Raw genomic sequence first — 16,635 nt, forward strand, 5'->3', positions numbered from 1 at the left:
AAAAGATGATTTTTTATGTATTATTATTTTAAATCAAAAGGTTAAATATATCACGGTATTGCTGAATTAATTGCATGATTAAATTGGATTATTTTTAAAAAGTCAAAATTAACAAATAATATTTATAATTGTTTTTATGCAGTTTTAAAGATAAAAAAATGGAGTTGTGAATATAATAAACACTATTTACTATCAGTTTACGAATGATTAACAAATAATATAAAATAGAATAGTTTTTTTATTAGTAATATTGGTCGTGTATAAGGAATAGTGTCGAAATGGCAATAACCAGAAGAAAATTTATTATTGGTGGTTCTGTAGTCGCTGTCGCAGCGGGAGCCGGTATTTTAACTCCGATGTTGACTCGTGAAGGGCGATTTGTTCCGGGTAAGCCACGTGTTGGTTTTGTTGAAGGAACGCCTGGCGCATTGCCACAGCAATCTGATGTTGTTGTTATTGGGGCTGGTATCTTAGGTGTAATGACGGCGATTAACCTTGCTGAACGTGGCTTATCTGTCGTAATTGTAGAAAAAGGGAACATTGCGGGAGAGCAATCATCTCGATTCTATGGTCAGGCAATTACATACAAAATGACCGATGAAACCTTCTTATTACACCATTTAGGCAAACACCGCTGGCGTGATATGAATGCGAAAGTGGGGGTTGATACTACTTATCGTACTCAAGGCCGTGTAGAAGTTCCTCTGGATGAAGAAGATCTGGTTCATGTTCGCCAGTGGATGGATGAGCGTCATAAAAACGTTGGCTCTGATATTCCATTCAAAACACGCATGATCGAAGGAAGCGAGTTAAATCAGCGTCTTCGTGGTGCGAAGTCTGATTGGAAGATTGCAGGTTTCGAAGAAGATTCCGGTAGTTTCGATGCAGAAGTTACCGCATTCGTTATGGCAGAGTATGCGAAGAAAATTGGTATTAAGATCTATACCAACTGTGCAGCACGTGGCTTAGAAACTCAAGCGGGTGTGATCTCTGATGTTGTGACTGAGAAAGGCGCAATCAAAACTTCTCAAGTTGTTGTTGCGGGCGGCGTTTGGTCTCGTCTGTTCATGCAAAACCTGGGTGTAGATGTTCCAACATTACCAGCTTATCAATCACAACAATTGATTAGCGCGGCACCAAATGCACCGGGCGGAAACGTTGCTCTGCCGGGCAATATCTACTTCCGTGAACAAGCCGATGGAACCTATGCAACTTCTCCTCGCGTGATCGTGGCGCCTGTTGTTAAAGAATCCTTCACTTATGGCTATAAATATCTGCCATTGTTAGCATTGCCTGACTTCCCTGTTCATATTTCATTAAACGAACAGCTGATTAATTCGTTTACTCAAGAAACCAGCTGGAAATTAGATGAAGTTTCTCCATTCGAGAAAAACCGTGATATGACGGCATTACCAGACTTACCAGAACTGAATTCATCTCTGGAAAAACTGAAAACTGAGTTCCCTGCATTTAAAGACTCTAAATTAATTGACCAGTGGAGTGGGGCGATGGCTATCGCACCAGATGAAAACCCAATTATTTCTGAAGTTAAGGAATATCCGGGTCTGGTTATCAACACAGCAACTGGTTGGGGTATGACTGAAAGCCCAGTTTCTTCTGAAATGACCGCAGATATTCTGTTAGGTAAAGAGCCAATCATTAACCCGAAAGCATTTAGCCTATATCGTTTCTAAGTACAGTTTGTTGTTGACATTAATGTTGATATAAAAATACTAAAGCCCTCATTTTTAGGGCTTTTTTGTATCGACAGAAAGTTAAAATTAGATCAAAACAGTGCAACCGTTCTTTTATCATTTCTCGACGATATTAGGTTTGACTGAAAAGCAACCTTACTCTAAATCACCAAAATGCTGGGTAAACTGCGTTTCATATTGACCAATAAATTGCTCTAGTTTTGCTGGGGCATCTCTAATGTTGGCTTCTGTAATCCCTGCTTTTGCCATTGCTGCTTTTAATTTGGCTTCAGTTCCTTCATTAATATCAATATTCGCAATAACAAGGAAAATGGTTTTTAAATCGTCACAGCCGCTTTTTGTTTCACAAATCTTCGCAATTTTCTGCTCATTAGACATATAAATAGAATAACTAAAGGCATCTTTGGTGCACACAACGTCATTTCTCTCTTCTGAGGTCATATATTTAGCTATGGCACTGAAAACGCTATTAGTGACCTCGGTATAATTTGCAAAAGAGGTACTATTTTTAGGGGTTGGCAAACCGCTTTTCGTTAAACTTTGATTAGTTATAGGCAAACAGGTTGAGTTAGCCATAGCGCCAGAAACAACCGTACCGCTTAAAATAAGGGATAAAAGTAATTTTTTAAACATAACAAACCTTTCATTTTTGAACTGATAAAGCAACGTACAATTTAAGTGCAATAGAGGATATAGGATTAACGGTATTCTTTAGATTTTATTTAGACTTTGTAATTGATATCTAATTATTTTGCATGATTAAGCATTTTTGGTGTCTATAAGGATTTTTTGAGCATGCCATTGACGCAATATTTTTATGAATAAAATGAAACTATGTTAGCAAAATACATATTAGGCACGATGGAAAAACAGGCTGTATGTGACGTTATCTTGGATCAGCGTCAGAAAGACACCCTGTCAGAAATTATGCAAGTTATTCGGCAGTGGCGTTTTCATGATGGTGTTATTCTTCAATGTACTGAAGAAATCGAGCTTTCCATTCCAGATAATGATAGCCAATGTCCTGAGCGCTGGATTATTTGGCAGGTTATTGATTCCGCGGAGTGTTCTGTTTTACCTCTCAAAAAAGAGTTTTTTAACCTATGCCAACAAACCTTTTGGTTAAAAATGCAAATGGCGAAAACGTTGAAAGATTGATATCTACCATCCGTACCTTCTTGAGAATATTCTGAGATACGCACGCTTTTATTAGATAAAACTGCGTAATTTTTCTTATATTTTAAATAAAAATAAAATTTATAATTTATTGAATTAGTTTAACAAGACGATAAGCAATCGGTTTTTTTTATATCCCGAAAATGGATTTTAAAACAGTGATTTCCATCAGGGTTTTGCTCTAACTAATTGAAAATAAACTTTAAATTAAGTTTATCCAAATTCCGCATTTAAGTTTCCTTTTTTCTTATTCCTTTAACAAAAAATGTGAATTTAGCTTATTGCCATTTGTAAGGATTAATGTAAAGTTTTGTCGTTTTTTAATAAACTCGACATGGATGTAAAAAAATTAATGATTAAGACTCGCTCAATATTTGTTGGATTAGTGTTTTTTCCATTCTGTTTTCCTACACAAGCTACAGCTTCATTGTTAAAACCAGACAACACAGACAACTTATTTAACCATCAGAATCAACAGCAGCAGGCTCAGCAGCAACAGTTTGAGGCTAAAGCCCCTGATGTGAGCCTGTCGGCTCCAATAACCCAGACGCAACTGCAGTTTCCACCGGAAACTCCGTGTTTCGTCATTCAACAGGTATCCATCACTGGACAAGAGGGATTGCCTCACTGGGTACCTGTTCAGCGCTTAGCCGATCAAGGTGTGGGTCATTGCCTTGGTGTCGATGGGATCAACCTGTTGGTCACTGATATACAGAATCGCCTGATTGGTCATGGGTGGATCACCAGCCGTGTTCTTGTTCCTGAACAAGACTTATCAACGGGTACCCTTAAGTTGGTGGTGATGCCGGGACATGTTCAAAAAGTGGTGTTCAAGGATGGCTCATCCAAATACAGTACCTTGTACACCGCCATGCCTGCGCGTGAAGGAAACTTGCTGGATTTGCGGGATATCGAACAAGGACTTGAAAATCTGCAACGATTACCGACGGTGCAAGCCTCTATGGAAATGGTACCGGGGGATGGCCCAGGTGAGACCCAAATCGTGATTAATCGCCAACAATCCCGCTTTTGGCATGCAGGCGCATGGGTGGATAACACGGGGACTAAAAGTACCGGAAAATACCAATCGGGTGTGATGTTGGCACTGGATAACCCAACGTCACTCAGTGACTTGTTGTATGTGACAGCCACCCGTGATTTGAGCTTCACAGACAGCAAAAACACCACTAACTACAGTGCCCATTATTCGGTTCCGTTTGGTTATTGGCAATTTGCGGCGACGGGAAGTGATTATGAATACACCCAATCTATCGCTGGGTTGAATGGGGACATTAAATACCGCGGTAAGAGCAAGAGCCTTAATTTCCAGCTGAGTAATGTGCTGTATCGCGATGCCACAGCAAAAACTACGGCATCCTATGACCTGTTTATGCGAGAGACTCGCAACTTTGTCCGCGATACCGAAATTGAAGGGCAAAAGCGCCGTACAACCGCATGGAAAGTGGGACTAAATCACCGTCAGTATGTGGGGCAATCAACCTTAACGGCGGGGGCAAGTTATCAAAAAGGAACCCGTTGGTTTGGTGCGATGCCGGCATTTGAAGAAACTAACGATCCCAATTCATCCGATTATGCGACTGCACTTGCTGAAATTATCCAATTCTCAGCCTCTGCTAGCGTGCCATTTAAAATCGCAGACCAATCCCTGCGCTTTGACACTCAATATCTACGCCAAATCAGTGACACGCCACTGACTCCACAAGACCAATTCAGCATGGGTAACCGCTGGACGGTACGTGGTTTTGATGGTGAACGAACACTCAGTGCCAACCGCGGATGGACGCTGAGAAACACGTTGTCATGGGTAACCCCAGTGCCTGAACAAGAACTCTATTTAGGCGCGGATTATGGGCAAATTGGTGGTCACGGTGCGCGTGACAGCTTAGGCACCACATTAGCAGGCGGTGTACTGGGGTTACGCGGCGCGATTTCGCCTACCAACCTGAGTTATGACTTATCCGTGGGTACCCCGTTCTCAAAACCTGACGGGTTCAAAACGGATCCGGCGACATTGACTTTTTCTGTTAATTGGAATTATTGAGGTCTATCACGATGAACAAATTATTTTATCGTTTAATTTTTAATGCTGCGCGCCAGATGGTGATGGTGGTTGCAGACATTACGCGTAGCCATCGTGCGGGACCAGCATGCCAAACAGATCATCCAGTTGCCGATGAAAGCCATTGTCGTATTCGTTGGGCTGTAAAACCTGTCGCCGTGACCTTATGGCTATCTCTGGGGATGGTGAATTTCCACGCACAAGCTTCGGAGATTAAAGCCGATGGCAGTGCGCCGGGAAATCAACAGCCGACGATTCTAAATACCCAAAACGGCTTGCCGCAGGTCAATATCCAAGCACCCAATCGTGATGGGGTATCGCGCAACCAATACAGCCAATTTGATGTGGACCAAAAAGGGGCGATCCTCAATAACAGCCGCAGTACCACCAATACACAATTAGGCGGGTTGGTTCAAGGTAACGAATGGCTGGCAAAAGGCGAGGCGTCCATCATTCTGAATGAAGTAAACAGTCGTAATCCAAGCCAACTTAATGGTTTCATTGAAGTGGCAGGAAAGCGTGCGGACGTCATCATTGCTAACCCAGCGGGGATCACTTGTAATGGCTGCGGGTTTATCAACGCGGATAAAGCTTTATTGTCAGCGGGTAAAACCCTGATTGAAAACGGTAAAGTTAAAGGCTTTGACGTTGATAAGGGCAACATCAATGTTGTTGGTAAAGGCTATAACAGCAACGGAACCAACTATACCGCGCTGATTGGGCGCTCGGTGAACATTAACGCCAAATTGCATGCAAAAGATTTAGTCATCACGACGGGAAAAAACACTGTCGGTGCAGACGGTCAAACCATCATCAAAACCGATAATAGCCAAACGGATGATGCCCCTGCATTTGCGTTGGATGTCTCTGCACTCGGCGGTATGTACGCCAACACCATCAAAATGCGCGGAACTGAGCACGGCGTCGGTGTTCGTAACGCCGGGCATATTGGGGCTGAAGCGGGCAATATCACCTTATCGGTAGACGGTAAAATCGGTAACACAGGGGGGATCACCGCGAGCCAAAACGTTGATATCCAAAGCCAACAAACAATTAATAACCAAGGTACCGTTCTAGCTAACCAACATGTCCAGCTCACCGCCAAACAGGCAATCACCAATACCGATAAAGGGCAAATTGTTGCTGGGCGTGATACTTCACTCAACGCGAAAGCGGTGACGAGCGATAACAGCGCACTACTGGCGGCTGGGGTGGATAGCAAAGGTAAACTCACATCATCCGGTCACTTAACGGTGACAGCGAATGAAAATGCCGCACTCAACGGCGAAATTGTAGCGAAAGATACGTTTACGGTTACCGCGGAACGTGTCGACCTCTCGAATTCCAATACCCTAGCGCACGATATTGTTGTGACGGCAACCCAATCGGATATTGCCACCAAAGCTGCGCATATTTTGGCGACGGACAATGCAACATTAACGGCCCAAAAAGGCCTGAATAATCAGTCCGGGGAAATTGTCGCGAATAATCTGACCATTACGGCACCCGATTTTATCAACAACCAGCAAGGTAAATTGGTTCAAAAAGGTCACTCCGCGAATCAGTTACACACGCAAACATTGAATAACCAGCAGGGTGAAATCAACCTTGCGGGTGACACCTCCATCAAAACCCAACAGCTTGATAATCAGTCGGGCAAGGTGATTAGCCGTGATGGCAAGCTCACAGTACAGAGCCAAACGGTGAATAACCAACAAGGCACCGTGTTGGCATCGGGCAAGCAAGGGATTGAGATAGCGGCTCAAAAACTGGATGGGCAGAAAGGGGAAATTCTAACTAACGGCGGACTGAATATTACGTCGTCGTCATTAAACTTAGACAATGCCACGACGCAAGCAGCCCAAGTGACGATGAAAGCCGATGATTTTTCTCATCGTGGTGGAGATTTACTGCAAACAGGAAGCCAGAACACGCGAATCGATGTGGTAAATCGTATTGATAACGCACAAGGTAAGATAGCGACGAAAGGAGACTTAACTCTTCAAGCGCAACAAATTGATAATTCAAAAGGTAAAATTTTTACCCATGATAATCATCAAATAAAAATCACCGCCAATAACAAACTCGATAATACCCAAGGGACAATCCAAACGGATAAAAACCTTGCGATAAACACGCTCAATCTTATTAATAAACAAGGGACGTTAAATGTTTTATCGGGTAATAGCCAATTAACGGCGAACAATATTGTCGGGGATGAGGGGGTTATTGCTGCAAAAGGCAATTTACGTATTGAGAGTCACCAACTTGACCTAAGTCGTGGTTTAACCCAAGCCAGTCAGATTACCGTGATGGCAGGGCAGTTTATTCATAACGGTGGTGTACTACTTCAAAGTGGTGAAGATAAAACAATCTTAAACGTTAAAGGTGCTCTGGAAAACAATAGCGGTGAAATTTCCACTCATGGTGAACTAGCGATTAATGCCAACAGTGTCAGCAACCAAGATGGCAAAATCATCGCCGCAAAATTAGGGAAACTGACTCTCAATATCCTACACAAATTTGATAATACCCAAGGCACCTTATTGGGGAATCACGGTATTCAACTCACCACTCAGCAGCTCAATAATCAATCTGGGAAAATCATTGGTAGCGAAGGCGATAACGTCATCACAACGCAGCAACTTAACGGGCAAAAAGGTGAAATTTTATCTAACGGTAAGCTGGTACTCCGTGGTGAACAGCTTAACCTTGATAATGCAATAACACAGGCAAGCCAGATAAATATTGAAGGTAAAAGTTTATCTCATCAGCATGGTGAAATGCTGCAAACTGGCTCATCGCAAGGCGAAATTAGCTTGATGGAAACCCTTGATAACCAATTAGGAAATATTAGCAGTCAAGGTACGTTGGAGATTAATGCCGAGCAGATTAATAACCAAAAAGGAACACTGGTCGCCTCAAAAGTAGGGGAACTGATTCTTGCAGCAAAACGAGGGGTCGATAACCAACAAGGCACACTGTTTGGTGAAAAAGGGCTGACTATTACATCGGCAACCCTAAATAACCTTGATGGTAAAGTGATTAGCAAGCAAGGTGATACGGTAATTACAACCCAATCGCTGGCAGGCAAGACGGGAGAAATTTTATCTCAAGGTCGCCTGACATTAACAGCAAGTGATGCCGATTTATCTCATGCCACCACTCAAGCGGATAATATCCAAATTACTGCAGAGACATTAAACCACCAAGATGGCACGCTGGTTCAATTGGGCGAGCAACAAGGCAACATTAATGTTAAACAAGGCTTGAATAACCAAGCAGGCGATATTAGCAGCAATGGAGCATTATCTATTTTTGCTCAGCAACTCGATAACCAAAGCGGTAAAATTTTTAGTGCCAAACAAGGGCGTCTAAACCTCGAAATTAAACAAGCGCTCAATAATACCGATGGCAGTTTGATTGGACGCCATGGCGTGTTTATCGAAACACAATCACTGATTAACCGTGCAGGTAAAATCATCAGTAATGTGGGAGATATAACCCTAAACAGTGAAACACTGGAAGGCGAAAATGGTGAATTGCTGGCTGGGAAATCGCTGAATATTCAAGGTAATCAGCTGATTTTAAACCAAGGCATAACCCAAGCTGAGCGTATTCAAATCACAGCAAACTCGCTTGATCACCAAGGCGGAAAACTGTTACAGACAGGCAACCAATCTGGTGTGATTTCCTTGACTGGTAATCTAAATAACCAAGAGGGTGAAATCGGAAGCAATGGTGATTTGCAACTGAAAGCCGCTGTATTGGATAACCAACGTGGCCAAATTATAACAGCGCAGCAAGGTCAATTATCGATTGATGCCAAAAATGAATTAAAAAACCAGCAGGGCGCAATTGTTGCAGAAAAGGAGATCAATCTCACGGCAAAACAGGTTGATAACCAACAAGGGAAAATTGTTTCTCGCCAAGGACAGGTTGATATCACGAGCGCACAAGCCGTGAATAACCAAGCTGGGTTAATTGCAGCGGCGCAGCTTTTACAGTTGAGTAATCAACTGATAAATAACCAAAAAGGTTATCTGCAAGGTGGACAGATTGATATCGACACCCACCAAGCGCGTTTTGATAATACAGATGGATATGTGTTAGCGACTCAAAATCTCACACTGAATTCAGGTAAAATCGACAACCACCAAGGCACCATTCAATCTGGCGGAAATTCCGTCATAGATACACACGGTACTGCGCTGATAAATACACAAAGTGGTGAAGATAAAGGTATTTATGCCCAAGGTAGCCTGTCACTGAAAACCGCCAATCTTGATAACCTATCTGGTCGAGTAGTGGCGAAACAGCAATTAACGCTCAAGAGCCAGCAACTGAATAACCAAAATGGCTTAGTGGGCAGTCAGGCTGACCTGCGTTTAGACGTCACTCAATTAGATAACACGGAAGGCGTTATCAAAGGTAAAAACGTTTCCATTGATACTCAAGGTCATCGCTTAACCAACCAAACTAAAAATGCGGGTCACGGTATTTTTGCGGGACAACATTTGGCGCTGATGGTCGGAGAAATCATTAACCGCCAAGGGCAAATTCAAGCCAATACGATAAGCCTAGATACTCAGAAAAAACAGGTAGACAACACACAAGGGGAAATTCTTGCGGCAAATAGTTTATCTGTACAGTCGGGGGAGATAGATAACCAGCAAGGGCGTTTACAAGCGGGCAATCAACTCAGTTTAAATACCCATGGGCAGCAAATCCGTAACCAAAACACGCAAAAAAGTGGTGGTATTTTAAGTGCTGGAAGCCTGACGGTAAATTCGGGTGACTTACATAATCAGCACGGTCAAATCCAAAGTGCGGAGGCATCGCATCTCACGACGATGCAATTTGATAACCAAAGTGGGCAAGTTTCGGCTGGCAATATCGTTATCAATACACAGAACCAAAACTTACTCAATCAGCAGGGTGTGATTGCGGGAAATGATCGCGTTGAGTTAAAAACGGCGGGTCTCGAAAATACCCAAGGCGCGATTCAAGGGAAATCAGACCTTGCGATTACGGCAAAGCAGGTGACTAACCAGCAAGGCACCGTATTAAGCCAAGGAACATTAAGCCTTACCAGCCAATTACTGGATAACCAAAAAGGCGTTATTCAGTCGCAAGGTACTCATCAACTTAATCTTACCCAGAGCCTGAACAACCAGAATGGACAGGTGTTATCAGGTGGCAAGCTGGCGATTAATGCGAATGAAATAGAAAATACGAGCGGTGTTTTGCAGAGCTTGAATGATGCAACGCTGGTGGCGAAACGCAATATTCTCAATCAACAAGGTTGGATCAAGGCGAACGAGTCTCTCGCCATCACAGCAAACCTGGTTGATAACCAAAATACCCATCAATCAGCTAAGGGGATTGAAGGGAAAAATGTTGATATACAAGCAAACTCACTGAATAGCCAAGCTGGTGCTATCCGTGCTGGGCTTGCCATTCGCGCTATTGTCACTCAGCAGATAAACAACAACCAAGGTATGTTATCTGCGGGATCATTATTGGCGCTAAATGATAATGCTAAAGGCAAGTTGCTGGATTTAACCAATCAGCAAGGTGTGATTGTCAGTAACGGTACTGCCGCGATTAATGCCAATCAATTGACAGGCGAAGGCAAAATCATTGCTCAGAAATCACTGGCATTAGATATTAATCAACAGGTTGAAAATACAGGTCACATTCAAGTCGGTGAAAGCCTCACTGCTAATTTTAGACAAGGTTTTACGAACAAAGGGCTGTTTTCCAGCTTAGGCGAGCTCGCCTTAACCACCACAAATATGATCAATACATTATCCGGTGAAATTAGTGGGCAAAAAACACACATTACCGCCAGCAGCAATACCCTCAACACTGGGCTAATTGACGGTGTTCAGACCTATATTCAATCACAATCGCTAAGTAACTTAGGGACTGGGCGCATTTACGGTGATGAATTGACGATTGCCACCAAGCAGTTAATCAATGACAAACAAGATGATAGAGCTGCGGTGATTGCGGGGCGTCAAAGTGTTAACTTGGCGGTTGATGACTTACTTAACCGAGACCATGCACTGATTTACAGTGATGGTGATTTAGTCATTGGTTATGCGCTTAATGACCAGCTACAAGCCTATGGTCACGCAAAAAGCGTGAAAAACCACAGTGCCAATATTGAGGCGGATGGCAATCTCACTCTACGTACCGATTTGTTGGAAAATAAAGATCTTTACTTGAAGCTGACAGAAAAGCCCGTTGAAGTGAGCCGTGAAAAATTTGATTGGTATGATTGGGGAAATGGGCGCCGTTATAAATTACAGCCACGTAACGGTAACCGCACTCGTTATGCTATTAATGAAGACGGTACAATCAATAAAAATGTGGGTATTCACTATGAGAAGTCAAACCGTTGGCGGATGTTTGAAAATGGTAATTGGACAAAAAATTTCTATGAGTACCAATATGACCGAATTATCTCTGAAACGCAGGTATTAGAGCGTGATGCTGCATTAATTACCAGCGGCAAGAATTTAAAGCTGGAAGGTCAACAGTTAAATAATGAAAACTCTCGCATTGTTGCTGGGCAAGATCTCATATTAACAGGGTATAAGCTGACTAATGATGAGGCTAAAGGGATCCGCCATACGCTTGATAAAGGCAATACAATCGAGCGTTATAAAGGGGGTAAAAAATGGAAGACGAAAACGCATACGTCTAAATACCAAGGACTTAACATAACTGAAGAGCTGCCTTTGTTCTTGTTAGAGGTCACCAAAAATGCAGGGGATATTGCTAAAACTGAGATTGGTAAAATTAATCTTCAGCAGCTGGGGGGCACTGCTTCCTCTGTTTCTGATTCCAATATTCAGAACAACCAAGGTGCTTTAGTCACACAACAAAGCCTCAAAAGGGGGACAAATGTTCCTTTAGAATTACAGGCTGGCCAGCAAGTTGAAGTGGCGCAATTGCCGAATATCAGCACAAAAGTGGATGTTAAAGACAATCAACATGTCGATAAATCAACGGATATTCACGGTGCTGATGTTAATCATGGTCAAGTGATTGGTGCGCAAAACGATGCGGGGCAAATACAAACCATAACGCCAGAAACGGCGTCTGAAACCAAAGATAATCTCAATACGGTGATCAGAACGGTAGGCCCAAACATCACGCTACCGGACAACAGTCTGTTTAACATCACACCTTCAAGTGATAGCAAGTATTTGATTGAAACCGATGCCCGTTTCACTAACTACAAAAAATGGTTATCCAGCATCGATATCGTCACTCATGATCAGCTCCATAAGCGCCTAGGTGATGGCTTCTATGAGCAGCGTTTAGTGCGTGACCAACTCATTGCCACCACTGGACAGCGCTTGCTAGGAAACTACCAAAGCGATGAAGAACAATATCGCCACCTATTAACCAACGGCGTTGCGTATGGCGAGAAGTTTAACCTCACGCCGGGGGTTGCACTGACACCGGAGCAGATGGCAAATCTGACAAGCGATATTGTCTGGATGGTGAACAAAGAAGTCACGCTTCCTGATGGGCGAGTCGAAAAAGTGAGTGTCCCACAAGTATACGTCAGAGCGCGTCAAGGGGACTTAAACGGCAATGGAGCTCTGTTGGCTGGACGCAATGTTAGTGTTGATATGGCAGGGGATATTCTCAACAGCGGAGAGATCAGCAGCCGAGAATTCACTGATTTACGTGCAGAAAACATTCAAAATAGCGGTAGCATTCAAGGCAAAAATGTTCAATTGAATGCATTAAAAGATATCCACAATGTTGGCGGAGCCATTCGTGGGTTAGATAACGTTTCGCTTTCTGCGGGACGCGATATCATCAGTGAAACTGCGCAGCGTACAGAGGGGGATGCCAAATGGCTCGACCGCCCAGCCAGTATTTATGTAACGGGCGATAATGGTCAACTAACCCTAACAGCCATTCAAGATATTAACTTGATTGCCAGTGATTTGGGCAATTTAGGGGTAAATGGTAAAACTCAGCTGATTACAGGGAAAGATATTAGCTTAACTACCCGTGAGGTCGCATCCTCTTTTGATTACACTCGAAATTCCAGTAACTATTATCGCGGAAAAACATCCGCGGAAGTCGGAAGTCATATCCAAACTCAAGGTGACTTGACGCTGAGCGCAGGCCAAGACTTATCTGCGAGAGCGGCTGATATTTCCAGCCAGCAAAATTTATCTGTCAATGTTGGGCGTGATATCAATATTACCGCTGGGGAGCAAACTGGGGATTTCGTCAAACACACGAAGAGTACTGAAAAAGGATTCTTATCGAGCAAAACGCAAGAAACTCATGATGCCGTGACGGATAACACCGCTATCAGCAGTACGTTGAGTGGGGATAAAGTCAATATCACAGCAGGGCATGATGTGATTGTGAGCGGCAGTAATGTGCTGGGCACTCAAGATGTGGCCATCAATGCGGGTAATCAGCTGAATGTCACGACAGTGGACGAAACCCAAGATGAAACTCATATCTCGAAAACGACAAAATCGGGGATAATGGGCACCGGTGGTATTGGCTTCACGGTGGGGAAAACGTCAGAAAAAGTGACCCAAGAAAGTGAGAGTAACCAGCAAAAAGGCAGTGTGATAGGCAGCACTGCGGGGGATGTGACATTAACGGCGGGTAACACGGCGAATATTCACGGCAGTGATGTGATTGCGGCGAAAGATATCAAGGTGACCGCCAGTGATATTCATATCACAGCGGTGGAAAATAGCCGAACCGACCTGACCAAAGTGGAAACAAAGTCCAGCGGACTGACTGTTTCATTGGGCGGTACCGCAGGCGCGGCTCTCGATAGCATGGTGCAGACGGCACAGTCAGCCAAAAGTGAAGATGATAGCCAGTTAGCCGCACTCAAAGGCATGAAAGCTGGCTTACAAGGCACACAAGCCGTACAAGGCGTTCGACTCTCTGAGGCTCAAAATAAGGCCCCCTCCATCGGCGTAAATGTCTCTTACGGCAGCAGTTCGTCTTCTTCAACCACCAAAACCGAGCAGCATACCGCTTCGGGTAGCAGCTTAAGTGCGGGGGACAATATCACCCTCACGGCCACAGGTAATCAATCCGGCAGCCAAGGTAATCTTGCCGTGCAAGGCAGCCAATTGGATGCAGGAAAAGATATCACGCTGATGGCAAAAAATGATATCGATTTAAACAGTGCGAAAAACACTCAAACTGTGGATGGTAAAAACAAAAGTTCTGGGATGTCTGTGGGGGTGGGTTATGGCACCGATGGATTTAGTGTTAACGCCAGTGTGAACCAAGGTAAAGGCTTTGAGAAAGGCAACAGCCAGTTCTATACCGACACCGAGGTGACGGCGGGTAAACAACTGACGTTAGAAAGTGGTAAAGACACCACACTGACAGGGGCACACCTCAAAGGCGAAACCGTCAAAGCCACGGTCGGCGGCGACTTAACCCTGTCGAGCCAGCAAACCACCGACCAATACGATTCCAAACAGACCAGCATGAGTGCCGGCGGCAGCGTTAGCCAAGCGGGTGGTGTGAACGGCAGCATCAGTGCCAGTAAAACCGAGATGCACAGCGATTATCAATCGGTGGACAAACAAACGGGTATCCAGGCAGGCAAAGGCGGCTTTGATATCACCGTCGATAAACACACCCAACTGGATGGGGCGGTTATCGCCTCGACCGCAGACAAAGACAAAAACAAGCTCGACACCGGTACGCTGGGCTTTGGGGATATCAAGAACCAAGCCGACTACAACGTTGACAGCCAAAGTGGCGGATTCAGCACGGGCAAAGTGCCTATCGGCGAGCAGTTTGTCACGAACGCGGCGGGCTCTTTATTGACCAATGTGAACGGCAGTGGCTCGGCGAGCAACACCACACACTCGGCGGTGTCTGAGGGTGAAATTGTTATTCGAGATAAGGATAATCAGCAGCAAAATGTGGCGGATTTAAGCCGCGATACGGACAATGCCCATGAAAAACTCAATACGATTTTTGACAAAGAAAAAGAGCAAAAACGGATTGAGAAAGTACAACTAATTGGGGAGATAGGTCAGCAAATTACCGATATTGCGGTAACGCAAGCGACAATCGATGCGACAAATGATGTGAACAAAAAGCACCCTGAACTGACTGGGCAAGCGCGTGAAGAGGCAATCCAAGCCGCGATTCAAGGTTCAGGCTGGGGTGTCGGAGGCGATAATCGTCGAATGGTGGAAGCGGGCACGGCACTGGTTCAAGGGCTTGCTAGCGGCGATGTTAACAAAGCCATTGCCAATGCCAGCGCGCCGTATATCGCCAATGAAATCGCCAAAAATATTGGGGAAGACAATAAAGCCGGTCGCCTTGCCGCCCATGCGATAGCGAACGTTGCATTAGCGCTAGCAAAAGGGGAGAATGCGGGAGCCCAATCGTTAGGTGCTTTTACGGGTGAAGCGGTTGGGATGTTATCCGAGAAGCTTTACGGTAAAGAGCCAAGCCAGCTGAGTGAAAGTGAAAAAGCGACCGTCAGCGCGTTCGCGAGTTTAGCAGCAGGCATTGCCGGTGGTTTAGTTGGCGGTGATACGTCGACGGCTGCCAATGCTGCGCAGGCTGGGAAAACGACGGTTGAGAATAATTTATTAAGTCCTGATGATAGAGATGCAAGAGATAGAGCACTTGAAGATCAAAAGGCGGGGAGAAACTTAAAGAAAGCCTCTCAAGATATTATTTATCTATCGGATAAAGATGCTTATACCGATAAGTTAGTCGATCTCTATCGTAAGGGAGAATTAGACAGTAAAGGACAACTTGAATTAACCGAGTACCTTGATGCCATTGGGATACAGCTACAATTAAGAGGCATGAGTGAAAGCGATGCGAAAAAACAGATAGAAATTATCTTAAAGTATCCTGGTGGGTTTAAAAATGATCGCTCCGCTTATTATGAAGCCTTAGGTCAATTGAGTGCGGAAGAAAGGCATGCATGGCAAGCGGCGATAGGTACGGATGCTTTATTGGCGGGTCCGGGTAGAGCTAGCCAAATAATGCGGTTGGCTTTGATTTCAGGAGGCTCTTATCAGACTGGAACTGGTCTTGCACAAATTGCAGATGGAAAAATAGCTGAGGGTAGTATCAATGTTGGTCTTGGTGGATTGGCGGTATCAGGTGGTTATTTAGGAAATAAAGTTACAGGTAAGCCGAATGTGAAACCTGATGTGACTCCACCAAAAGGAAATGCAATCTCATTTGACGCTAATGAAATTCGTTTTTCGCAAAATACAGTTTCATACAATAAAACAGAACTGGGTACTGGTGTGAAATATAATTACGATGATCTTGTTTCCAGCATGAAAAAAGATGGTTGGAAAGGTGCTCCCGTTGATGTTGTTAAAATGCCAGATGGAAAAATGACTAGTATAGACAATACTAGAATAAATGCGGCTAGGGATGCTGGTATTAAAGTTGAAGCTAATTTACGTAGTTTTGATGAAAAATTAACAGCCGCAGAATCAGCGCGGTTTTCCGATCCGAGAAAAGGGTTTGAGCCTAAAACTTGGGGCGAAGCCATTACAGGAAGAATTGATAAACAAAGCGGTGGTTTTAGTAAAAATAATCCATATGGCTCTAATGAGCCACCTAGGGTAACTGGAAAGCCAAAGGATTAATATC

General features: G+C 44.1%; 5 protein-coding genes. 4 read left to right on the forward strand and 1 reads right to left on the reverse strand.

All coding sequences use genetic code 11. The features are described from left to right. Positions 1 to 278: 278 nt before the first annotated feature. Positions 279 to 1,694 carry an NAD(P)/FAD-dependent oxidoreductase gene (locus GKR48_RS13145; RefSeq protein ID WP_036951608.1) on the forward strand — a complete coding sequence of 472 codons (1,416 nt, stop codon included), beginning with the start codon at positions 279 to 281 and terminating at the stop codon, positions 1,692 to 1,694. 156 nt (positions 1,695 to 1,850) lie between these two features. Here the strand turns inward: GKR48_RS13145 and GKR48_RS13150 are convergent, their stop codons facing one another. After that, a complete protein-coding gene (locus GKR48_RS13150; protein ID WP_154628395.1) occupies positions 1,851 to 2,348 on the reverse strand; it encodes a hypothetical protein in 498 nt (165 codons plus the stop codon). A gap of 201 nt (positions 2,349 to 2,549) precedes the next feature. On the opposite strand from GKR48_RS13150, the gene GKR48_RS13155 reads away from it, so the two are divergent. The 3 genes from GKR48_RS13155 (at position 2,550) to GKR48_RS13165 (ending at position 16,631) form a co-directional block, all read left to right on the forward strand. After that, positions 2,550 to 2,873 (forward strand): hypothetical protein, encoded by a 324-nt coding sequence (locus tag GKR48_RS13155; RefSeq protein ID WP_154628396.1) that lies wholly within the window; start codon positions 2,550 to 2,552, stop codon positions 2,871 to 2,873. A gap of 370 nt (positions 2,874 to 3,243) precedes the next feature. Then, a complete protein-coding gene (locus GKR48_RS13160) occupies positions 3,244 to 4,953 on the forward strand; it encodes a ShlB/FhaC/HecB family hemolysin secretion/activation protein (protein WP_230088673.1) in 1,710 nt (569 codons plus the stop codon). An 11-nt stretch (positions 4,954 to 4,964) separates the two neighbouring features. Then, the gene (locus tag GKR48_RS13165; protein WP_305071511.1) at positions 4,965 to 16,631 is read left to right on the forward strand and encodes a hemagglutinin repeat-containing protein; all 11,667 of its coding nucleotides are present in this window, start codon (positions 4,965 to 4,967) and stop codon (positions 16,629 to 16,631) included. Positions 16,632 to 16,635: the final 4 nt, after the last annotated feature.

The organism is Providencia sp. wls1943, assembly GCF_009706275.1.
Lineage (GTDB): Bacteria > Pseudomonadota > Gammaproteobacteria > Enterobacterales > Enterobacteriaceae > Providencia > Providencia zhijiangensis.